Genomic DNA, 21971 nt, shown 5'->3' with positions numbered 1-21971 from the left:
TTCATTTGCAGCTGCGCATAGCCGATATTGATGCGATCGAGATAGGCGATCATGTAAGCGATCAGCAGCAGCGGGATAAGGCGCCAGCTAACCTTCGAGAAAACCGCCTTGAGTTCCCCGCTCTCCAACGCCAGCGATTGCGGCGAAGACGTTTGCACACCGGTCGGATGCATGATCGTTCCCCTCCCAAGGTTTGCTTATCTTTATGTCAGTCAGCCTATCATGCGTATCGCCGGGATGCATCCGCAACTGACGCACCTCCAGAAGCCTGCTCGACCGGCGGCAGCGCCTCGATATCGCGCAGCGCCGCCCGCAGGTGCTCCACCCGTTCGTTAGACTCTTCCTGCGACAGCACGCGGCGACAGGCGGTGAGGCCAAACTCCAGCAGGCCGGCGTTTGCTTTGCACCCGATGTCCAGCGCGCTGCAATGATACGGGATCGACACCGGGTGGCAGTGCACCATTCGCGCTCCCGCCATGTAGAGCGGTATCGGCGGGCCCGGGACGTTAGAGATCAGGACATTGCCGGCCGCAGGCGCGCGACTCGCAAGATCTGCATGCTGCCGGTTCGCGATCATCGCTTCGACGATTGATCGCTAATGAAGCCGGTCCTTCGAACTCTTTGCGGTTGCGTCGCGATCTTCCCTCCGGCGGGGATCCGACAATGAGCTTGTGGATGGCGCGTCGCTCCGGTTTTCGGATGAGGACTGCCACGCCTGCGCCGCGCGGCAGCACCGCGCGAATGGGCTCGCCGATCAGGTAGTCGAGGAAGCGTGCCCCAAGCGCTTTCGTCGGATTGATCAGCGGCCAAGACAAATCGGTCGGCCGGACGATGATGGGCATGTCCTTATTTCCGCTGCCAATCGCAAACACCGATCTTCATGAAAGCTGGATCGCTCACCAAACATCTTTATAAGATGTTGAGATAACTGGATTTTAAAGTTCGTTGAGAGACTGGATTTCGATCGAAGAACAAATGTTTCTTATATTTCTCATATGTTGCATCTCATAAAATACGAATGTAATAGAGCACGATAGGAATGTCCCACAAGGGAACCCGGTACAAGCCGGGCTGCAGGGTTGATGAGCCGAGCTCTCTTCATCGACGGCGCCAACAAAGCGCGGGTAGCGCAGTTCAATCTGCGCGAGGGCCGCGAGGACGAAGTCCTGATGGATGTCGCCTCGGTCGGCGTCTGCGGCAGCGATCTGCATTATTTCAAGGACGGCGGTATCGGCAGCACGCTTATCAACGAACCCTTTGTCCCCGGGCATGAGTTCGGCGGCTATCTCTGTCAGGACGTCGAGGAACTCGGTCTCACCCGCGGCCAGCTCGTTGCCGTCGATCCGAACAAGGCATGCGGTCGGTGCGAATGGTGCCATGAGGGCCACCCCAACCTCTGCCCTAACGTTGAGTTCATTGGAGCTCCTCCCTTCGACGGCGCGATGACGGAGCGCATCTGGGCACCAAGGTCGCAGCTCGTCGCGTTGCCGAATGGCTTCGACGCGCTGGACGCCGTCATGCTGGAGCCGCTCGGCGTCGCCATTCACGCCGTCGGGCTCGCCAAGCCGCGCATGCTCGAACGCGTGGCCGTGCTGGGCTGTGGCCCGATCGGCCTGCTCATCGTCCAGGTGTTGAAAGCTGCCGGCGCCGGTGAGGTTCTCGCCTGCGATCCGCTGCCGCATCGCCGCGCAATGGCCGAAAAGATCGGCGCCGATCGCGTCGGTGAAAGCGCCGCCGACATTGCCGAATGGTCCAAGGGCGGCTGCCCCCTTGTGCTGGAAGCGACAAATTCGCCGTTCGGCTTCCGCGACGCCGTAACCGCGACGCGCATCGGCGGGCGGATCGTGCTTGTCGGCATTCCCGACGGCGACATTTACACCTTGCCGGCAGCGGACGCGCGCCGCCGCGGCCTGAACATCAAGTTCGCGCGGCGGATGGGCGACGTCTATCCGCGCGCCATTGAGTTCCTCGCAGCGGGGAAGATCGACGTACGCTCGATCGTCACCCACCGCGTCGCGCTGGAGGAAGCGCCCGGCGTGTTCACGGCACTTGCCGAGAATGCGCCCGGCTACGTCAAGGTCCTCGTCGATCTGAAGGGGAGTTGAACCGACGCCGGAATGACACCTGGCCGCCACTAGCAAATGGGAGCATCACGATGAAGCCGGCGTATGCGTGAGGTGAGACCGTGAGCGACACACCCGACCGCGAAACGACGACAATGCGTATCAACGCCGAGGACCTGGCCGAAGCGCAAATCCAGGCTCGAGCCTGCTGGTATTACTATGTCGGCGCGATGACGCAGCAGGAGATTGCCGATCGCCTCGGGCTGACGCGGCTCAAGGTCAACAAGCTGCTCGGGCAGGCACGGCAGGATGGGCTCGTCAGCGTCGAGATCAAGCTGCCGCTCGCCAACTGCGTTGCGCTGGAAGAGAAGCTGAAGGCGCGCTTCGCGCTCGACGATGTTTCGGTGGTACCTAGCCTGCCCGATCCCGATGCGCTGCAACAGGTGATCGGCGAAGCCGCGAGCACGATGCTTCACCCCCTGCTGAAGGATGGCATCGGCCTCGGCGTCGGCTGGGGCCGCACGCTCAGAGCCGCCGCGCGCACGCTCAAGCAGCGACGATTCGCCCGCAGCTGGGTGACTTCCCTGATGGGCGGCATGACGCGCGGCGCCGGCACCAACACGTTCGAGGTCGCGACCGAGTTTGCGCGCCTGATCGGCGCCGAATGCTACTACGTCGCGGCACCGATCTATTGCCCGTCGGTCGAGAGCCGTTCCACACTCCTGACGCATTACGGACTTGCGGACGTGATGCGCCGGGCTCGCGAAGGCCAGATCGCGCTGGTATCCTGCGGCGACCTGACACCACGCTCGCTGCTCGCGGCGACCCATATTGTGAATGAAGCGCTGGACGGACTGCGCAAGGCGGGCGCGGTTGGCGACCTGCTCGGAACGTACCTCGACGAATACGGCCGCCCGGTCGACCACCCTCTCAATTCCCGAGTCATGGCGCTGAGCCCGCAGGAGCTGAAGGCGTATCCGATCTCCATCCTGGCCTCGGGCGGGCTACCCAAGGCGCCGGTGATCCGCGGCATTCTGAACGCGCGCTATGTACGCTGCCTCGTCACGGACGAATCTGCGGCAGCGGCGCTGCTGCAATGAGCCTGCTGCTCGCCATCGATGTCGGTACGTTATCGGCGCGCGCCGGGCTGTTCGACGCGTCGGGCCGGCTGATGACCGCGCGCAGTCATCCGTTCGAACTGCTGCGGCCCGTGGAAAACCACGCTGTTTATCGGATGGACGAAATCTGGGCCGCGGTATGTGCCGCCATCCGCGCCGCCATTGCCGATGCGCCGGGTGCGGCGGCTGCGATCGCGGGCGTCGCCGTCGACGCGACATCCTCGACCTATTTCGAGGCGAACGGCGAGCCGCCGCTGCAAGGCGATGCGGACGTGGTCTGCTGGATGGACCATCGCGGCGAGCGCGAGGCAGCGGAGATTGGAGCATCCGGCGACCATTATCTGGATCATGTCGGCGGCACGGTCTCGCCGGAGATGTATCTGCCCAAGATTCTCTGGGTAAAGCGGCACACGCCGGAGGCGTGGGCGCGCGTCACCGCCGTGCGCGACCTTTCGGACGAAGTCGCTCGCCGCATGACCGGCATCGATCGGCACTCCGTCTGCGGGCTTGCCTGCAAGTTTCCCTACCTGCCTGCCGACCCTGATCCGTGGCGCCGCGATCTGCTCGCTACGCTTGATCTCTCCGATCTGCTGCGGCGCGGCAAGCTCGCCGAGCCGCCGGGCTTGGTCGGCCAGGTTCACGGAACGGTATCCGCGGATGCGGCGAAGGCGCTCGGCATTGCGCCGGGAGCGCCGGTCGCGATCGGATTGATCGACGCGGAAGCAGGCGCTCTCGGCGTCGTGGGCCACGGATTTCGCGACAAGATGAACCGCACGCTGGCGCTGATCGGCGGCACCTCGAGCTGCTACATGTGCTGGGCGGAGGATAAGCGGCACATCTCCGGGGTCTGGGGTCCCTTCAAGGACGCGGTATTTCCCGGCTACTGGATGCACGAGGCCGGGATGAGCATTTCGGGCGCGGCGCTCGACGCCGTGCTGGATCAGCATCCCGCCAGCCCCGGCAAGACGTCGGCGGCGCGGCACGCGGAAACCGCGCGCGATATTCTCGCGCTGCTCGATCTCGAAGGCCCCGCCTTCGGCGCGCGGCGGCATATCGTCCCCGACTGGCTCGGCAACCGCGCGCCCCATGGCGACGGTGCGGCGCGCGCGCTCGTCAGCGGCATTGGCCTGGAGACGAGCCGACGCTCCTTCCTCGAACATTACTACGCGACGGCCCGCGCGCTCGCACTGCAAAGCCGTCATATCCTTGAGCATCTCAACACCCGTGGCTATGCGATCGACCGCGCCTGTCTCTCCGGCGGACACACCAGGAATCCGCTGATGGTACGCCTTTATCGTGATGCGCTTGGCGCAGACCTCGTCATCTCCCACTCGTCCGAACCGGTGCTGCTCGGCACCGCGATGGTCGCCGCCGTCGCGGCCGGGCTTTACCCGGATCTGTTTGCGGCGCTCGACGCGATGGCGCCGGAGCAGACGATCCACAAGGCCGCCCCGATATGGGCGGCGGCGAACGATGCCGCCTATTCGACCTATCTCAAGCTGTTCGCCGTCCGCAACGAAATCGAGGCCGAAGGTCGGCGACCGGACGGCCGCCCCTCCGCGTCCGCAGGCGCATTCTGAACGCGATGTCTTTTCTCGTCAGCAACTGGCTTCAACATTCCGTCCCCGGCTTGAGAGATAGATGCGAGCCGCGTTACCGCCGAAGATAGCTGCCTTTTCATCGGGTGACTGACCGGCGAGCAGGGTTTCGGCGGCGGCCATCCATTTTTCATAACCGCCCGCCAGATTAACCACCGGCCAGTCGCTTCCCCATAGCAGGCGATGCGGTCCGAAACACGCAACGACATGATCCACCGCTGTCCGCAGATCAGTAATCTGCCAATCCGGTGCGGCCTCCGTCACCAATCCCGATAGCTTGCAGACGATGTTGGGGCGTTCCGCGAGCAGCGCGACATCGCGATACCAATCTGCTGTCTCGCCGGTCGCAAGCCGGGGCTTGGCGCAATGGTCAAGCACGAACTGCAGATAGGGATGATCATCGACCAGCCGCAGCAGTCGCGGCAAATGGCGCGGCAGCACCAGCGCGTCGAACGCCAGTTTGTTTCGGGCCATCGCTGCCAATAGCGGTGCCAAGCCAGGGCGGAGCAGCCAATCGTCATCGGGCATGTCCTGCACCATCGGCCGCAATCCAACCAGGAGTTTGTGCACGGCGAGTGCATCAATGCGCGCCCCGCCGTCGGCTACGTCGAAGTCCGTCCAGCCGACCACTCCCCGCACCACCTGTGCCTTCGCCGCGATGTCGAGAAGAAACATGGTCTCCGCCTCGGTCGGTGCCGCCTGCACCAGGATCGTCCCCCTGATGTTCGCGGCAGCGAGGTGCGGCGCCAGATCCGAAAGGGAAAAGTCGCGGTGGATCGGCGCGAGCGCGGGAGTCAACCAACCATAATCGCCACGCGCGAGAGTCCACAGATGATGATGCGCATCGATCCGCATCAGCCGGCTACCGGCAGCGGAACGGGCGCTTCCGCAGCCAGCAGGCGCTCGGCCTTCAGATCGGCCCAAAGCGCCGCTGGCACGTCGCAGGACAGCGCGGCTACGTTGCGTTCGACCTCCTGCGGACTCTGGCCCCCCAGCACAACGCTCGCCACCGCCGGATGGCCCAGGGCAAAATGTAACGCCGCGGTTGGCAGGGCAACGCCATGCGCATCACAGATGCTTTCGATCCGAGCTACCCTTGCCAGGATCTCAGGTGGCGCATCCCTGTAATTGTATTTGGCACCGCTCACCGCGCCGGTTGCCAGAATACCTGAATTGAATACACCGCCGAGCAACACACCGATCCCCTGTTGTTGCGCAAGCGGCAGAAACTCCGTCAGCGCCGGCTGCTCCAGCAGGGAATAGCGCCCCGCGAGCAGCATGGTATCGAATGAACCGGCTTGCGCGAAACGCACGCACATCTCGGCCTCGTTCACGCCGATCCCGATGCCCGCAACAACGCCCTCTGCGCGAAGCCGGTCCAGCGCCACGTACGCGCCAGTCATGGCCTCGCGAAACCGCTCGTCGATCGCGTCGACGCCATGAGTCCAAACGTCGACGTCATGGATCAGCAACAGGTCCAGCCGGTCGACCCCTAGCCGCAACAGCGACTGTTCCACCGAACGCATCGTGCCGTCATAGGAATAATCAACCACTGCCTGGTGCGGCAGCCCTCCTACAAAACCGGAACGGTCGCCTCGACCGCGAAACGGATCCGTCCAGCGACCGACCTTGGTGCAAACGACGATGTCCTGGCGCGGCACGCGCCTGATTGCGGCGCCGCAACGATGTTCGGCAAGGCCGTTGCCATAGAGAGGAGAAGTGTCGAGGAGGTTGATGCCCAGCTCGAATGCACGTTTCACCGTGTCAATGGCCGTGCCGTCATCCAGTTGCACGTAGAGATCACCAAGCGGCGCGGTTCCGAATCCCAGAACCGAAACCTGAAGCCGCGTCCCACCAAGAGCACGGCGCGGCACCGCAAATACTGGTTTCATATTGACCGGTTCTTTTCGGCCCATCGCCCAGTCGCAGCGATGCGCCCTTACCTTGCTTGCCATTGGAGAAGTCCGCTGGCGGTGAATCCTCGCGATATTGCCAGCCGCGGCCGCCGTTCAATGGGACCGCCCTGGCTGGATGCTGATTTTGCCACCGAAAAACCTGGAGCGGAAGTCAATCCGACCGTACCAAGCGGCAATCGCATCCGATGTTCGGCCGTGCACGAAAGCGGTACCGACTGACCGACAGGCCGGATTCGACGTGGACCCGTGCGGCGCGATCGCAATGTCTCTCGGTGTGCCGGACCGGCAGCGGGGAACACACACCCGACGACACATCGGAATGCGAGGCTGCTGACGCTGGTTGTCGCTGGATTTTCTTTGATCTCCCGGTGCAGGCATCGTGCACACGTCCGCCTTCTAACCACTCGAGAAGATTAACTCTCGCTCCAATCCATCATGGGGGGACGGAAAGCGATAGCCTCGCCATTTCAGTAGCTTATCTTGCTTTCTCAATGGAGATGAATAGCGGACGTGCGCGCCCAAAATAGACCAAATTGCGCACATTCGTACCCGGTTGACCTCTCGGTGCACGGGACCCGTAATCCGCGCGCCATTTTGGGTGGGACGTAGAGAAGTCGGTTGGATTATCTGCACGATCGTAATCAGCGAGCTTGGCAAGTTCGGTTGCTGGGACCGGCCGCGCGAATATACTGACCGAGGAGAAAGCGTCGGCAATGGGAACAATTTGTGTGAATGATACGAGAGTGACGAACGACAGGTCTTCAGATCCCCGGCTGAACTGGGCCACGCTTTCGCAAGCCGAGCGCGACGCTGCCTATGACAACAATGCAGCGGTAAAGAACAGCGCGGCGCTGATCGCTGAACGAAACCAGGCTTCCGAAGCGCTGCGCGCCAGCCGCAAATCGGTTCTGGATGTGCCCTATGGCGACCGCGAAAGGACGAAGATCGATCTCTATCCGGCGACCGAAGGGACAGCCCCCTGCCTGGTGTTCCTGCACGGCGGCTACTGGCAGCGCAACGCACGCGACGTATTTGCCATGCTCGTCGAAGGCGTCGCGGCGCATGGCTGGTCGGTTGCCATCCCCGGCTACTCGCTGGCGCCCGACGCATCGTTGACCCAGATCGTGGCGGAGATATCCCAGTCGCTCGATTGGCTGGCGCAAAACGGAGCGGCATACGGCATCTCCGGTCCCGTTATCCTCTCGGGCTGGTCGGCCGGCGCCCACCTCGTCGCCATGGCGCTCGATCACCCGCGCGTCGCGGCGGGATTGGCGATTTCGGGCGTGTACGATCTCGCGCCGATCCGCGATACCGGTCTGAACAACGCGCTGAAGCTGACCGACCGGGAAGTGGCACAATTGTCGCCGCTTCGCCTGCCCGCTGTCCATAAACGGCTCGATATCGCCTACGGTTCGGCCGAACTGCCGGCGCTGGTTTTCGATTCAATCCAGCTTCACGAAGCACGCGTGGCCGCAGGCGCGCCAGGCAGGCTGGTCCCGATCGAAGGTGTAGACCATTTCAGCATCCTCGGCGAGCTGCGTCGTCCTGACGGCGCGCTCGTCGATATCGCCCGAAAGCTGGTCGATTAAAGCGGGATGAGATTGGGTTGGCCCGTGACGACGGGCCATTTTTCATCTTGTGCCCGAACACAAGCAGCACACGGCGAACCGGGGCCCATTCTACTTTGCATGGGGTTGTTTTCGCGATTTTGTGTCTGGGCCCTGCTCTACGCCGCCGGCGATCTGATCGCCCCGGCGTCGATCCAGACCTGATCGTCTCCGATCCGGACAGGGTAGATCCGCAATGGCCGGCTCGACCAGCCGTAGGAAATCTGGCCATTGCGCAGATCGAACGAGGCCGCATGACGGGGGCAGCACAAGCGTCCTCCGGACAGGCGCCCGAGACTGAGGTCGGCCTGTTCGTGCGGGCACATTCGTTCGCAGGCCACCACGCGACCTTCGTTCCAGACCAGGATCAGATCGACGCCGGTCACACGGGCACAGACGATCGTTTGTGAAATCAACCGGCTGAGACCGCAGACCGGCATCCATTTTTCGTCGCCTGACAAGGCCGTCGTTTGGTTCTGCTCATCCGCCAAGATAAGCCTTTCGCACGTGCTCGTTCTCGATCATCTCTGCGCCGGGCCCGGAGAGAACGATACGGCCGCCTTCCAGCAAATAGGCGTGGTCGCACATTTCGAGCGCCGCAAACGCGTTCTGCTCCACCAGCAGAACCGTCGTTCCGGCGTCGCGGATGCCGCGGATGATCGCAAAAGTCCGCTCGACGATGTTGGGCGCCAGTCCAAGGGAAGGCTCGTCGAACATGATCAGCCGCGGCCGCGACATCAGCGCCCGGCCGATCGCCAGCATTTGCTGCTCACCGCCCGACAAGGTACCGGCAGCCTGCCGCTTGCGGTCGGCAAGCCGCGGAAAATCGCCATAGATCCGGTCGCGGTCCGCCGCGATCTCGGCAGAGCCGGTGCGCAGATAGGCGCCCATGTCGAGATTTTCCTCGACCGTCATATGCGGAAATACGCGCCGCCCTTCCGGACAATGCGCGATTCCTGCGGCCACCACGCGCGGCGGCTTGGCACCCGCAATGTCCTTGCCTTCGAACAGCATCGACCCCGAACGCGGCGCAACCAGTCCGGAGATCGCGCGCAGCGTCGTGCTCTTGCCAGCGCCGTTGGCGCCGATCAGGGCGACGAGCTGTCCGGCCTTGACCTCCAGCGAAATGCCGCGCAGCGCCGTGACGCCGCCATAGCCACAGACCATGTCCCGGATCTCAAGCACGCGCCGCTCCCTGGCCGAGATAGGCTTCGATGACGGCCGCATTGTTCCGGATCATTTCGGGCGGGCCTTCGGCGATGATCCGGCCGTAGTTCAGCACCACGATGCGGTCCGAGACGCTCATCACCATCGGCATGTCGTGCTCGACAAGCAGGATGGTGACACCGCGATCCCTGATGTTACGGATCAGTTGCACGAAGGTGTGGGTTTCCGAGGCGTTCATGCCGGAGACCGGTTCATCGAGCAGCAGCATCGACGGTTCGGCCGCCAACGCCAGCGCCACGCCGACAAGCCGCTGTTCGCCGTAGGACAGCGACCCTGCAAGATCGTTGGCGCGGCGTTCAAGGCCCACCCGTTCGATCAATTCGCTGGCGCGTTCGCGCAAACGGCGCTGGGAAGACCGCGCGCGCGGCAGGCCCAGAATGGCTTCGAGAAGGCCAACCCTGCCCTGGCGATGCAGCCCGACCAGCAAATTGTCGTAAACCGTGTCGTTCGGGAAGACACTGGTGCGCTGGAAGGTGCGGATCAATCCAAGATCGGCGATCTGATGCGGCTTCAGACCGTTGAGAGCGGTTCCGCGATAGCTCACGGCGCCATGGGTTGGATCCAGAAAGCCCGTGACAACGTTGAACGCCGTGGTCTTGCCGGCGCCGTTGGGCCCGATCAGGCTGACGATCTCGCCTTCGCCGACCGTAAAATTCATGTCCGAGAGTGCGACGAGCCCACCAAAACTCACGGCGACTTGCTCGACTTTCAATGCCGTCGCCGGAGCCGCCATCACGCATGCTCCTTGGCGTCGCGCTTTACGAAGGCAACCGGTGCCACCGCTTCGACCCGGTTCCGCCGTTTCGCAAATCGCTGCGCCAGCGATGGCACGATGCCGCGCGGCAATACAAACAGGATCACGATCAGAACGCCGCCATAGGCGATCCATTGTGCCTCCGGCGCCATGATCGGGCGCAGGAACACCGGCAACAGTCCGAAGATCATGCCGCCAACGACAGGACCGGCCAGCGAGCCCTTGCCGCCGGTGATGACCATGATCACCATCGTCACGGTATTGATGAAGGCGAACACCTCGGGATCGATAATGCGGATGTAGTGCGCATAGAGACTGCCCGCCGCTCCGGCGATCCCCGCCGAGATCACTGCCGCCAGCGTGAGCGTTTTCGTCACGTCGATGCCGACAGACACCGCCAGCGTTTCGTTTTCCATCAGCCCGCGCATGGCGCGGCCGAAATGTGAATGGACCAGGCGCGAGATCAGCACATAGGCGATAACCGCGACAGCAAGCACGAGGTAGTAATTCTGCAACTTGGTGCGGAGGGTAAGATCTCCAAGACCCGACATTCCGATCGTGATCGAGGGAATATTGGTCAGCGCCAGCGGTCCCTGCGTCAGCTCGACCCAGTTGAGGGCCACCAGCCGGACCACTTCGGCGAAGGAAATCGTCACAATGACAAAGTACGCGCCGCGAACACGAAACGATAGCAGGCCGACGAGATAGCCGCACAAGCCGGCGATGATGATCGCCAGCACGAAACCGATGATCGGAGGCCAGGGTTCGTGAACAATACGGAAGCCGAAGGGCAAGCCGGCGTCGAAACCAAGCGACGTCAGGGCACTGACGTAAGCGCCAATACCGAAGAACGCGATGTGGCCGAGGCTGAGCTGGCCGGTGAAACCGAGCAGCAGATTGAGGCTCATCGCGCCGATGATGAAGATACCGGTCGTGATCAACGCGTTCATCAGGTACGGATCGCGTAGCCACAGCGGCACGGATGCGAACGCGACGACCGTCAGAATAGCGACCACTGTTCTCATCCGACGCGCTCCGAGCGCGCGAAAAGTCCGGTCGGCTTGAAGATCAGAACCGCAATGATGATCAGGAAGCCCATCGCATCGCGATATCCCGACGAAACGTAGCCGGCGCCCAGCTCTTCCGCCAAGGCCAGGATGAAACCACCAATCACCGCGCCGGTGATGTTGCCGAGCCCGCCGAGGATGACGATCGCGAACGCCTTGACGGCGGCGAGATCGCCCATTTGCGGGAAAATCACGTAGACCGGACCCAGCAGCGCACCGGCCGCGGCCGCCAGGCTCGAACCGATCGCGAAGGTCGAGGTGTAGATCATGTCGACATTGACGCCCATCAGCGAAGCGGTGTCATGATCCTGAAACGTCGCCCGCATTGCGCAGCCGAGTTTTGTCCTGTTGATCAGGAGATAGGTGACGACGATCAGCATGGCTGCTGCGGCGAGCACGAACAGCCGAAGCCAGGACACGGAGACCGGACCGAGCACCAGCGGCGCCTCGGGAAACGGCGTCGTCACCGATTTCGCCACACCGCCCCATATCCACAGGGCGCCGGACTGCATCGCGATCCAGGCACCGATCATGACAAGCATGGTGGTGTCGATATCGGAGCCGCGCAGCGGCCGCAGCAATATCAGCTCGATCGCCGCGCCAAGCAGCCAGCCCGCCACCACGGCGAGCGGCAGCGCCAAGAAGAAGTTAACCCCGAGCTGATGCACCACGATGAACATGATGTAGGCGCCGAACGTATAAAGCACCCCATGCGTGAAGTTCACGACGTTCATGATGCCGAAGATCAACGTCAGTCCGATGCCCAGCAGGGCATAGGTGCCGCCAAGGACCAGCATGTTGATCAGATGTTGCAGAAACTCGCTCAAGGTGGCTCCCAAATATCCGACGCAGCAAGGTCCGCGGGTTCGCCGCGGCCCTTGCCGGTCAGCAATTTGACGTCAAAGTGTCTTCATGCCGATCTTGCCGTCGGTGATTTCGATCAGATAGACGTTGGGCTGGCTCTGGCCGCTTTCCTTGCCAGCCGGGCCGGATTTCCGGAACACGATGTCGCCGTTCAGGCCCTTGATGTTGATATCCCACATAGCCGCCTTGATCGCCGCGGGCTCCGCCTTGCCCGCCTTCTCGATTGCGGCTGCCACGGTGCGAATGCCGTCATAGCCGCGAAAACTCTCGGTGCAGCCGGCGAAGTCGAACCCGCGCTTCTTCCATTCGGCGATGAAGTAGTTGGTCGCCTCCGGGTTCGGCGTCTTGTCGGGGAACCAGGGCAGGAAGGTCGTCAGGTGCATGGTGCCGTTGGCGGCGGCTCCTGCCTGAGCGATGATCTGATCCGGATTCTGCGAGCCGCCAGTGGTGATGATGCGCTTCTTGAGGCCCAGCGCCGCGGCCTGCTTGAAGATCAGCGTCAGTTGGTCCACCGCCGTCGTCACGATGATGGTTTCGGAATCGGTGCCCTTGAGCTTGGAAAGCTGCGCGCTCATATCCTGCGCACCCTGGTCCATCGTCTCGACGACGCCGACCGTGATCCCCTTTTCCTTCATCATCTTGCTGAAATCCTCAGCAGTGCCGCGTCCCCAGTCGTTGTTGATGATGAGGAAATCGACCTTCTTCAGTTCGAGCTTGTCGACGATCCCCTTGAAGGCGGCAGCCTCGATCGCCGACGGCGGCGAGATACGGAAGACATAGGGATTTCCCGTCGTCGTGATCTTGCCCGACGATGAGGTCTCAACCACCATCGGCACTTCGTACTCCATCAGTTTGGGCATCACGGCCAGCGTCAGGCTCGAGCCCCACGCCCCCATCAGGACCGGCACTTTGTCGCTGGTGATCAGTTTTTCGGCGACGGCGGCCGCTTCCGTCGGATTGCTTTTGTTGTCCTCGATGACGAGTTCGATCTTCTTGCCGAGAATGCCGCCCTTGGCGTTGATCTCGTCGGCAGCGATCTTGGCGCCGTTGACGACATAGGTACCGGAAGCAGCGAATGCGCCTGTGAGCGGTTCATTCACCCCGATCTTGATGGTTTGGGCATCGGCGGTGCCACCCAGCAAAGCAGCCGCCAGCGCAATCGCTGGAACAATTCTGAACGTCCGTGTCATGTGGTTCTCCAATCTGACGCTGTTAATCCATCCGCAGTCCAAACTCGCCGCTCCGCATCGCGCGGAACGTCAATCCCTCAAGCCGCTCCGTCCTTGTTGGACGAGAAACGACCAAACCAGCGCGCAACCCGCTCGCGCAAAAGACTGAAACCCAGCGTCATTCCGTTCAGGTCGGCCGCAACGGCATCTGCCGGCAATGTGCCCGACAGCCGGCGGTCGAGATTGCCGGCAAATCCCGCGATCAGTCGCGCCGCGAGATCACGCACCAGCCCTGGCCTTCCGACCTGCGCCAGCATTCCCGTCAGCGTGTATCCGATGGAAAGATCGACTCGCGTCCCCTGTTCGGTCGGCACCAGCCGATAACGAATTTCGCCTTGAGTCGAAGACCGGCTGCGCCGGTCGTTGCCGATGCCGACGATGCGGCCAGACATATCGCCCGGGCTGCGTTCGACGCGCGCGGCGCCCGAGAACGTCGCGGTGATCGGGCCGATCCTGACCCGGATTTCCCCTTCGACACGCTCCGGCTTCGGTGGCGCCGTCAACGACGCGCCAGCAAGGCAAGCTGCGACAGCCGCGATGTCGCCGAACATCGCAAACACCCGTTCGGGCGGATGCGCGACGCTGAACTGCTGCTCGAGGACAGTGGCGGGGATGAAGTCCGGAATCGAATCGACCGAACTGGCTCCTCCGGGCGAGGTTTGTTCGGTTTCGACCGACCGCATGCGTTCATCGAGATCGGTACCGCGATCCAGGCTTCGGCCCGAGCCGACGGGCCCGAGGATCTTCCGTCCTCCACCCGGTTCGGGTGGAATGTTGCGTACACGTCGCGCCTCGATCACGGATTGGACCGCCCGCACGATGCCGACATAGCCGGTGCAGCGGCACAGATTGCCGCTCAAGCCGACACGGATCTGGCGCTCGTCGGCTTGCGGCAACCGCAGCACGAGATCGCGCGCGGACACCAGCATTCCCGGCGTGCAGTAGCCGCATTGCAGCGCATGCTCGCGGGTGAAGGCCGAGCGAAGCTCTGACGTAACATCGTCCTCATCGAGGCCTTCGATTGTGGTGACCTCCGCCCCTTCGCAGGCAACGGCATAGGTGATGCACGAGCGCGCCGGCACGCCGTCGAGCAGCACCGTGCACGCGCCGCAAACGCCGTGTTCGCAACCGAGATGCGTGCCGGTCAGGTCGAGTTTTTCACGGACGAAATCCGCAAGGTTGGTACGAGGCTCTGCGAGAGCCTGCACTGCACGCTGGTTCACGGAAAGTGCGATCATGTTCATGCGGCGGCCTCGCGGACCGCGCGCTTCAGGACATTCACGTGAATATGGCGATGTGCCGCGTTGGCGACGCCTGCCTTCACCAGCAGGAGATCAGCCACACGCCCGTCGAAGCGCTCCTTGTAGTCACCGGCAATGCGCCCGCCGAACAATTCCGTCGCATTCGTGATGACGATCGGCGCAGCATCGATCGCGCCGATGACGACGCGAGCGGTTGCGACGCTCGGATCGATCAGGACCGCGCCGATCGCATGCGCGAACTCGCCCGTCTTGCGGCAACTCTTGACGTATCCCCAATGCGCCGATGCCGGCCTCGCCGGAACATGGATCGTCTCCACGATCTCACCAACCCGCAGCGCCGATTCCAGCGCGCCGACGATGAACTCCTCCATCGTGACCGTACGGGCGCCAGCAAGGCTTCGCAGCGTCAGTTTCGCGCCCAGCGCCGAGAGCGCGGAAACCCAGTCTGCCGCAGGATCGGCATGGCTGAGGGATCCGCCAACCGTGCCGCGATTTCGAACCGCGCGGTAGGCGATGTTACCGGCAACGCCCTGCATGGCGCCACGCGTAACATCGGGAATGCGTCCATCCTCGATGTCAGCGTGGGTAACACAGGCCCCGAGCACGAGTTCGTCGCCGCGGCGATCGACCTGCTTGAGCTCGTCAAGCCCGGAGATGTCGACGATCATCTGCGGCTCCACGAGCCGCAGATTGAGCATCGGACCCAGCGATTGGCCACCGGCGATGATCTTGGTGGAAACTTCGGCCCCGCCCAACAGGGCGAGTGCCGCCTGCAAATCGCGCGGGCGTTCATAGCCGAAGGGAGCCGGTTTCATGCCGCCGGCCTTTCTGCGTCGCGCGCCGCCAGAATCGCCTCGACGACACGGTAAGGCGTAACGGGTGATTGCATCAGTTCGGCACCAAGCGGCCGCAGTGCATCGTTAAGGGCGTTGACGATCGCAGCGGGCGGAGCGATCGCACCGCCCTCGCCGATGCCCTTCACACCGAACTGCGTATAGGGCGACGGTGTCTCCATATGATCGAGACGCGCCGCAGGCACTTCGGTCGGACCGGGCAACAGATAATCCGCTAACGTCGTCGCCAGCGGCTGCCCCGCCGCATCGAACGGCATCTCCTCGTACAGCGCGGTGCCGATGCCCTGGGCCAAGCCGCCATAGATCTGGCCGTCCACCACCATTGGATTGACGAGAACGCCGCCGTCCTCGACGATGACGTAATCGAGGATTTCGATCTCGCCGAGATCGGGATCGATCGCGACCACCGCGGCATGCGCGGCATAGCTGAAAGTTCCGGAATCGCGCTGCGGCTTGTAGCCGGATGTGACCTCAAGCCCGCCCGCATCGACATCGGGCGGCAGATCCTGCGGACGGCGATACCAGGTGTGCGCGATTTCCTTCAAGGTAACGCTACCGTTGACGCCCTGAACCTCGCCGTTCTGCAGCACCACCGCCGCTGGATCATGCTGCAGCAGCTTGGCGCCGATGCGTTTGGCGCGCTCTCCCAATTCGCGGCACGCGGTTGCGACCGCGCCGCCTGCCATCACCATCGAACGCGAGCCCCAGGTGCCAGTGGAGTACGGCGTCATCGCGGTGTCGCCAAGGATGATGCGCACCCTTGCGACATCGACGCCCAGCATCTCGTGCGCGACCTGGGCAAGCGTCGTCTCCATGCCCTGCCCATGCGAATGCACGCCGACCCGCAGTTCGAGGCCACCGTCCGGCGTTAGCCGCGCGGACGCCTGCTCGTGACCGGGCACCATCGGAATGCCCCAGCCGGCATAGACCGACGTCCCGTGCGCGGCCTGCTCGCAATAGATGGAAACGCCGACGCCGATAAGGCGGCCGTCGGCTTCGCCCTTGCGCTGACGTGCGCGCACGCCCTCGACGTCGATAGACGCCAAGGCGCGGCGCATCGCTTCGGGATAATCGCCGCTGTCGAAGTGCTTTTTGGTGATGTTGTCGAACGGCATCTGCTCGGGCCGCACCAGATTGCGCAGGCGCACTTCGCCGGGCTCCAGCCCCGCCTCCGCCGCGACCAGATCGAGCATCAGCTCCAGCGCGAAACAAACGCCGGTGCGGGCCACACCGCGATAAGGCAGGATCGGACATTTGTTGGTGGCGACCGAAAAGGTTCGGCAGCGATAGGCCGGCATCAAATAAGGGCCAGGCAGGATGCTGGCGACTTGCGCCGCCTCGAGGCACGCCGAGAACGGATAGGAGGAGTAAGCGCCGGAATCGACGGTCGCTTCGCAATCGATACCGCGCAGCCGCCCGTCGCGATCGGCATAGACGGTGATCTTGTAATGGTGTTCGCGGCAGTTGGAGCTGGCAGTGAGATGTTCGCGGCGATCCTCCGTCCAGCGCACCGGATGGCCACAACGCATCGTCAGCCACGAAAGGCAGACTTCTTCCGGCAGCAGGATTCCCTTGTGCCCGAAGCCACCGCCGACATCTGGCGAAATGACGCGAATTTGGCCCTGCTCCATGCCGAGACATTCGGCCAGACCGCTGCGCGTGATATGCGGCATCTGGGCGGCGGAATAGAGCGTGAGTTGATCGAGGCGATGATCGAAGGTCGCGACGACGCCGCGCCCCTCGAGTGGCGACATGCACTGCCGCGCGGTCGATATCTCCCGCGACACCTTAATCGGCGCATCTAGTGCGGACGAGATGTCCACTTCGAAGTTGGTTTCGAGGAAGACGTTGTCGCCCCAATGCTCGTGTACCAGGGCCGAATCCGGTTCCCGCGCCTTGCGCATGTCATAGACGGCGGGAAGCTGCTCGAGATCAAGCATCACCGCCGCCGCAATGTCTTCGGCTTCGGCACGCGTCGGAGCGACGCACATCGCAACCAGTTCGCCGACCTGACGCACCTTGCCGGCGGCGAGTACCGGTTGCTCCGAGATCTTGAAGCCCGGCAGCGCTGACACGGCACGAATCGGATTGACGCCGACCAGATCGGCCGCTGTGAAGACGCTGGCGCGATGCTGCTCCGGCACCCGTACTCCGCGGATCCGCGCATGCGCCAAAGGACTACGCACGAACGCAACGTCCTGGAGCCCGGCGAGACGAATGTCAGCCACGAACCGCCCTCGGCCCCGCATCAGGCGGTCGTCTTCCTTGCGCGGCAACCGCGCGCCGACGCCTTGTCCGGCGCCCGCACCGTCCGCGGAGGGAAAATCGCGCTCATTGCGCACTGTGGCGTTCTCCTCGATCGGCTGACGCTGCCTCGTTACGCCGCAACCGCCTGAGGCAGAATTGGCGCGATCGCGTCATATCGCGTACCGGCACGTAGACAGAACGCGGGCTGCAGCAGGCGTTCGGCGATGACTTCGTTCTTCTCGTTGTCAGAAAGGACAAATCGTCCGGTACGCTGTCCAATGACCGAGACGTCCGCATCCCTGCCGACCTTGAGGGCTCCGATTTCGTCAGCACGGCCGAGCATCTTGGCCGGGCTCGAGGTGACCATCGGCACAATCTGTTCGAGCGTGAGGCCGAGCGCCATCATCGAGCTCATCGCCTGGACCAGGCTGAACTTGGCCTGACCCGCAAACGGATGATTCTCGTCATCCTCGTGCTGGTCCGGCGTGCCGGCAGGCTGAGGCACGTGGGTATTGTAGCCGTGAATGTCCGCTCCGAGCGTCGTCGGAATAATGCCCGCGGCAATCGCCTTCTTGGCGAGACGATAGGAGAAGTGGCTGCCGTGACCGACATCGACCTTCAAGCCGCGATCCAGCGCCGCCTGGATCACGGGATGCACTTCACCCTCACGGTTGACGAAACCGCCGGGATGGCGCGTGAACGGATGCGCCAGCACGTCGCCCTCGCGCAGCAAGGGGATTACGCGCTCCAGAATGGTGTCGACGTCTTCGCCGTTGGTGCCGCTTTCGGGCAGGCCCCAAAGCTGACCGAAATGCACATAGACCGGCAGATCGGCGCGGCGCCCGATCTCGGACGCCATCTCGATGACGCGAATGCCCCAGCGCGCGAAACCACCGATCTCGGCATGAGCCTTGATGCCGCGAACGATGTCGAGATTGGACGTGGCCGACTTCACCGTGGCGTCGATGTCGACGCCATCAGGGCTGTAGAGCTTGGGATAGTAATGACCCTCGAGCCCGCCCACCAGATAGGCCGACAGGAACGCATAAACGCGCGACTTCGCCGGCTCGGCGACGAAGTGCCGGAAGCCCGGCAACGTCATGCATGACGGACCACCCTGATCGACCAACGTCGTCACGCCGGACTGCACGCCCACCATATCGGCATTCATGCCGAAGCGGCCGGTGACGTATTGATAGACATGTGCGTGCGTGTCGATGAGACCCGGCAATACCAGCTTGCCAGTCACGTCGATCACCTCTCTGGCGCTGGTCGGCAGGATATCGGGCTGCACGGCCGCGATCTTGCCACTGCGAATGGCGACGTCACGGATGCCATCGATGCCTGAGGCCGGGCAGATCACCCGGCCGCCGCGCAGAAGCTGGTCGAAGCTGGCGCTGATAGACATAGCGATCTCCTGTGTTTCGGCCGGCGGAGTTCATCCCCGCTCTCCTGTCGAGATACGAAGCATACTTCGTATTTTACAAAAGCAAAGCGCATGCCATGATTAATCATGGCGCCGGCGCTCGAATCGGATAACCCGCGCCGGGTGCCGGGGGCTGGGAGAGTGCGTTGCAAAAGGCAAAAAGGCGTCGCGTCGAGACCAAACACCGACCGTGGCCGTTGTCACAGCGACCGGGATTTCTGATCCGGCGGCTGCATCAGATCCATGTCGCCCTGTTCCAGGAAGCGTGCGGCGAGTTCGAGATCACACCGCTGCAATACAGCCTGCTTTCGGCGCTTGCGGTGCGGAAAACCGCCGATCAGACCACATTGGCGGCCGATATCGCGCTGGATCGGACGACGACGACCGGAGCGCTGAAGCGACTGGCGGCCCGCAATTTTGTCGAGCGAGCCATTAATGACGAAGACCGCCGCGCCCGGCTCTGCAAATTGACCCCGGCGGGAACGACGCTCCTGGCAAAAATCGAGGCCTCGGCCCGCGCCGCACACCGCGCCACACTCGACAATTTGAGTGAACGGGAGCAAGTCGCATTCGTCGAGATGATGCAGCGTATCGTGGCGGCACACTCCGATCATGACAGCGCCTCTGCCATATTCGATTGAGCGTCACGGCGTCATCTGCTGACTTTTTAGTTTGATCTGCATAATTTGTAGTCACTCATTGCGCCCCGTTGGCCGCTGGCCCCAAGGACCGCCGGGCGCCATGGCGCAGGAAGCAGCAGAGCACCTACAAGGCTCGCCGATGAAAAGATCGCGCAGGTCGCGATCACGTCCACCATTCGGTCCCCCAAACTCGATGATTATCTCGGTTTGGCCCGGCGCGGATCGGGCCAGAACGACGTGTTGGCGCGGGCCAGCCCGCCGCCGATTCCGGCCGGCACGCCGTCGGCGCGCCAGCACCCCGCACCTGTCATCGTCCCGTCCGGCGCGAAGGTGATGGCGCACATGCCGCCAGCGACATGATCGACCGCAACGACATCGTGCCCCCGCGCAGCGAGGTCGGCCCGCACGCTCTCCGGAAATCCGCGTTCGACCTCGGCCTCGAGCCCCCAGCTGAAAACGCGCGGCGCCTCGACGACTTCCTGTACGCTCATGCCGTGATCGACGATGTTGAGCACCGCCTGTAGCACGCAGGACGGAATCCGGTGCGCACCCGGCAGCCCCAGCGCGAATATTGGCTTGCCGTCCTTCTTGCCGATCAGCGCCGAGATGCCGCTGGTGATGCGCTTGCCCGGCATCAACGACAGCGCCAGGCCGGGATGCGGATCGAACAGGAACATGTAGTTGTTGGGAATGATGCCGGTTCCCGGAATCACCAGACGCGCGCCGAACAGGCTGTTGATGGTCTGCGTTGATGTAACGATGTTGCCGTCGCCGTCCGCGATCGTGACATGCGTGGTGTTGGCGGATTCGTTCGACAGCACTTTCGACGTGTAGGCGCCCGCGCGTTGCGGATCGATTTCCGCACGGCGCTGTTTCGCATAATCCTTCGAGATCAGCCTTTCGATCGGGACGTCAAAAAATGCCGGATCGGCGGTGACGGCGCGGCGATCGGCGGCGGCGATCTTCAGCGCCTCGAGCACCAGATGCAGCGTTTGCGGCGTGCCGAAGCCGGAGGCGGCGATATCGTAGGCTTCCAGGATGTTGAGAATCTGGATCGTATGCACACCACCCGAACACGGCGGCGGCGGACCGATGATCTCGACGCCGCGATACGTACCGCGCACCGGCTCCCGCTCGACGGTGCAGTAGCTGGCGAGATCCTCCAGCCGGATGAACGATCCGGCTTGCTCGAGCTTGCGCGCGATGGCGCGGCCGAGTTCGCCGCCGTATATGACGCCGGGACCTGATTGCGCGATCGTGCGCAGCGTTGCGGCATAATCGGATTGAACGAGCCGGCTGCCCGCCCGAAGCGGCTTGCCGTCCGGCAGAAATATCGCTGAGATGGCCGGATCGAGCGCCAGATCATCAGCGGTTTCTTCGATGCAGGTGGCGAGATAAGGCGTCACCTCAAAGCCGCGCGCCGCGTGGCGGATGGCCGGCTCCATCAGCGTCGACAGATCAAGCTTGCCGAAACGTTGCGCGATCTCGCACCACGCCATCAGATTGCCGGGCACCGCGATCGCCTTGGGGCCGACGCGATTGGCTCGCCCCTCGGTCTCCATATAGTCCGGCCATTTATCGGAAACCGGCGTGTAGCTATCCGGCCGCGTCATCGCCGGCGCCGTGGAAAGACCATCGATCACCAGTTCGCGGCCATCGGCCAATCTGATCACCGCGGTGCCGCCGCCGAAGATACCGACCATCATCGGCTCGACGACGGTCAGCGTGAACAGCGCGGCGACTGCGGCGTCGATCGCATTGCCGCCCTGCGCCATGATTTCGAGCGCCGCAGCGGAGGCCAACGGATGATTGGTCACCGCCATGCCGCGCGACGCGGACACCGGTGTCTTCTCGCAATCAAAGGTACTGGTGGTCCGGTCTCGCCATTGTGCCATGAACTGGGGAGTCTCCCTGATGACTTCAGCCGTTGCGGATCACATCCGCGAAGCAATCGCAATGTGTCGCCTATCACGCGACGCCGCCGCGCGAAAGCCGGTGCGTTTGAGGGAAGCCGATTAGCGCGGGGTGAAGCCGCCATCAACCGGAAGCGCGAGACCGGTCACAATGGCTGCATCGTCAATCGCCCGCCGCAGCACCG

The 21971-nt window shown here is 63.2% G+C and carries 20 protein-coding genes; 5 read left to right on the top strand and 15 right to left on the bottom strand.

The genetic code is table 11. The annotated features are described in order from the left end of the window. Nucleotides 1-220: 220 nt before the first annotated feature. Both JQ629_RS28380 and JQ629_RS37975 read right to left on the bottom strand, forming a co-directional pair. Nucleotides 221-577, bottom strand: a complete 357-nt coding sequence (locus JQ629_RS28380) for a WS/DGAT domain-containing protein (RefSeq protein WP_212415413.1) — start codon at nucleotides 575-577, stop codon at nucleotides 221-223. After that, nucleotides 507-842: a GSU2403 family nucleotidyltransferase fold protein gene (locus tag JQ629_RS37975; protein WP_502753398.1), complete on the bottom strand. Its 336-nt coding sequence runs from the start codon at nucleotides 840-842 to the stop codon at nucleotides 507-509. Before JQ629_RS37975 ends, JQ629_RS28380 begins: the two co-directional genes overlap by 71 nt. 240 nt (nucleotides 843-1082) lie before the next feature. Here JQ629_RS37975 and JQ629_RS28370 point away from each other — a divergent pair, with 240 nt between their 5' ends. From JQ629_RS28370 to JQ629_RS28360, 3 genes are all read left to right on the top strand, one after another. After that, nucleotides 1083-2105 (top strand): zinc-dependent alcohol dehydrogenase, encoded by a 1023-nt coding sequence (locus JQ629_RS28370; RefSeq protein WP_212415412.1) that lies wholly within the window; start codon nucleotides 1083-1085, stop codon nucleotides 2103-2105. A gap of 80 nt (nucleotides 2106-2185) precedes the next feature. Next, complete coding sequence (locus JQ629_RS28365) at nucleotides 2186-3163, top strand: sugar-binding transcriptional regulator (RefSeq protein WP_349631334.1); 978 nt, start codon at nucleotides 2186-2188, stop codon at nucleotides 3161-3163. Next, nucleotides 3160-4761, top strand: a complete 1602-nt coding sequence (locus JQ629_RS28360) for an FGGY-family carbohydrate kinase (RefSeq protein ID WP_212415411.1) — start codon at nucleotides 3160-3162, stop codon at nucleotides 4759-4761. Before JQ629_RS28365 ends, JQ629_RS28360 begins: the two co-directional genes overlap by 4 nt. An 18-nt stretch (nucleotides 4762-4779) precedes the next feature. Here the strand turns inward: JQ629_RS28360 and JQ629_RS28355 are convergent, their stop codons facing one another. Then, nucleotides 4780-5634 (bottom strand): amidohydrolase family protein, encoded by an 855-nt coding sequence (locus JQ629_RS28355; protein ID WP_249135329.1) that lies wholly within the window; start codon nucleotides 5632-5634, stop codon nucleotides 4780-4782. After that, nucleotides 5634-6671 carry an aldo/keto reductase gene (locus tag JQ629_RS28350; protein WP_249135334.1) on the bottom strand — a complete coding sequence of 346 codons (1038 nt, stop codon included), beginning with the start codon at nucleotides 6669-6671 and terminating at the stop codon, nucleotides 5634-5636. The genes JQ629_RS28355 and JQ629_RS28350 overlap by 1 nt, the downstream gene beginning before the upstream one ends. Nucleotides 6672-7408: 737 nt before the next feature. On the opposite strand from JQ629_RS28350, the gene JQ629_RS28345 reads away from it, so the two are divergent. After that, nucleotides 7409-8284 carry an alpha/beta hydrolase gene (locus JQ629_RS28345; RefSeq protein ID WP_212415410.1) on the top strand — a complete coding sequence of 292 codons (876 nt, stop codon included), beginning with the start codon at nucleotides 7409-7411 and terminating at the stop codon, nucleotides 8282-8284. A gap of 137 nt (nucleotides 8285-8421) precedes the next feature. Here the strand turns inward: JQ629_RS28345 and JQ629_RS28340 are convergent, their stop codons facing one another. The 10 genes from JQ629_RS28340 to JQ629_RS28295 all read right to left on the bottom strand — a co-directional run bounded on the left by JQ629_RS28340 (nucleotide 8422) and on the right by JQ629_RS28295 (nucleotide 19214). Continuing rightward, nucleotides 8422-8742 carry a Rieske (2Fe-2S) protein gene (locus tag JQ629_RS28340; protein ID WP_212415409.1) on the bottom strand — a complete coding sequence of 107 codons (321 nt, stop codon included), beginning with the start codon at nucleotides 8740-8742 and terminating at the stop codon, nucleotides 8422-8424. Nucleotides 8743-8782: 40 nt separating this feature from the next. Then, nucleotides 8783-9487, bottom strand: coding sequence for an ABC transporter ATP-binding protein (locus JQ629_RS28335; protein WP_212415408.1), 705 nt, complete (start codon nucleotides 9485-9487; stop codon nucleotides 8783-8785). Then, a complete protein-coding gene (locus JQ629_RS28330; RefSeq protein WP_212269165.1) occupies nucleotides 9480-10262 on the bottom strand; it encodes an ABC transporter ATP-binding protein in 783 nt (260 codons plus the stop codon). Before JQ629_RS28330 ends, JQ629_RS28335 begins: the two co-directional genes overlap by 8 nt. After that, entirely contained in the window at nucleotides 10262-11308 is a 1047-nt protein-coding gene (locus JQ629_RS28325; protein ID WP_212415407.1) for a branched-chain amino acid ABC transporter permease, read from the bottom strand. Before JQ629_RS28325 ends, JQ629_RS28330 begins: the two co-directional genes overlap by 1 nt. Further along, complete coding sequence (locus JQ629_RS28320; RefSeq protein ID WP_212269167.1) at nucleotides 11305-12177, bottom strand: branched-chain amino acid ABC transporter permease; 873 nt, start codon at nucleotides 12175-12177, stop codon at nucleotides 11305-11307. The genes JQ629_RS28325 and JQ629_RS28320 overlap by 4 nt, the downstream gene beginning before the upstream one ends. 72 nt (nucleotides 12178-12249) lie before the next feature. Continuing rightward, nucleotides 12250-13404 (bottom strand): ABC transporter substrate-binding protein, encoded by a 1155-nt coding sequence (locus tag JQ629_RS28315; protein WP_212415406.1) that lies wholly within the window; start codon nucleotides 13402-13404, stop codon nucleotides 12250-12252. 77 nt (nucleotides 13405-13481) lie between these two features. Then, nucleotides 13482-14687 (bottom strand): xanthine dehydrogenase family Fe-S subunit, encoded by a 1206-nt coding sequence (locus JQ629_RS28310; RefSeq protein WP_212415405.1) that lies wholly within the window; start codon nucleotides 14685-14687, stop codon nucleotides 13482-13484. After that, complete coding sequence (locus tag JQ629_RS28305) at nucleotides 14684-15520, bottom strand: FAD binding domain-containing protein (RefSeq protein ID WP_212415404.1); 837 nt, start codon at nucleotides 15518-15520, stop codon at nucleotides 14684-14686. The genes JQ629_RS28310 and JQ629_RS28305 overlap by 4 nt, the downstream gene beginning before the upstream one ends. Then, nucleotides 15517-17919: a xanthine dehydrogenase family protein molybdopterin-binding subunit gene (locus JQ629_RS28300; RefSeq protein WP_212415418.1), complete on the bottom strand. Its 2403-nt coding sequence runs from the start codon at nucleotides 17917-17919 to the stop codon at nucleotides 15517-15519. The genes JQ629_RS28305 and JQ629_RS28300 overlap by 4 nt, the downstream gene beginning before the upstream one ends. A 17-nt stretch (nucleotides 17920-17936) precedes the next feature. Next, entirely contained in the window at nucleotides 17937-19214 is a 1278-nt protein-coding gene (locus JQ629_RS28295; protein ID WP_212415403.1) for an amidohydrolase/deacetylase family metallohydrolase, read from the bottom strand. A 338-nt stretch (nucleotides 19215-19552) separates the two neighbouring features. Here JQ629_RS28295 and JQ629_RS28290 point away from each other — a divergent pair, with 338 nt between their 5' ends. Beyond that, nucleotides 19553-19873, top strand: a complete 321-nt coding sequence (locus JQ629_RS28290; protein WP_312012324.1) for a MarR family winged helix-turn-helix transcriptional regulator — start codon at nucleotides 19553-19555, stop codon at nucleotides 19871-19873. 197 nt (nucleotides 19874-20070) lie between these two features. Here JQ629_RS28290 and ggt read toward each other — a convergent pair whose 3' ends face one another. Further along, nucleotides 20071-21768, bottom strand: a complete 1698-nt coding sequence (gene ggt, locus JQ629_RS28285) for a gamma-glutamyltransferase (protein WP_249135327.1) — start codon at nucleotides 21766-21768, stop codon at nucleotides 20071-20073. Nucleotides 21769-21971 lie beyond the last annotated feature (203 nt).

It is taken from the genome of Bradyrhizobium sp. AUGA SZCCT0222, from assembly GCF_018130205.1.
In the GTDB taxonomy this organism is placed as follows: Bacteria; Pseudomonadota; Alphaproteobacteria; order Rhizobiales; family Xanthobacteraceae; genus Bradyrhizobium.
This window is presented reverse-complemented; position numbering and strand designations above follow the sequence as displayed.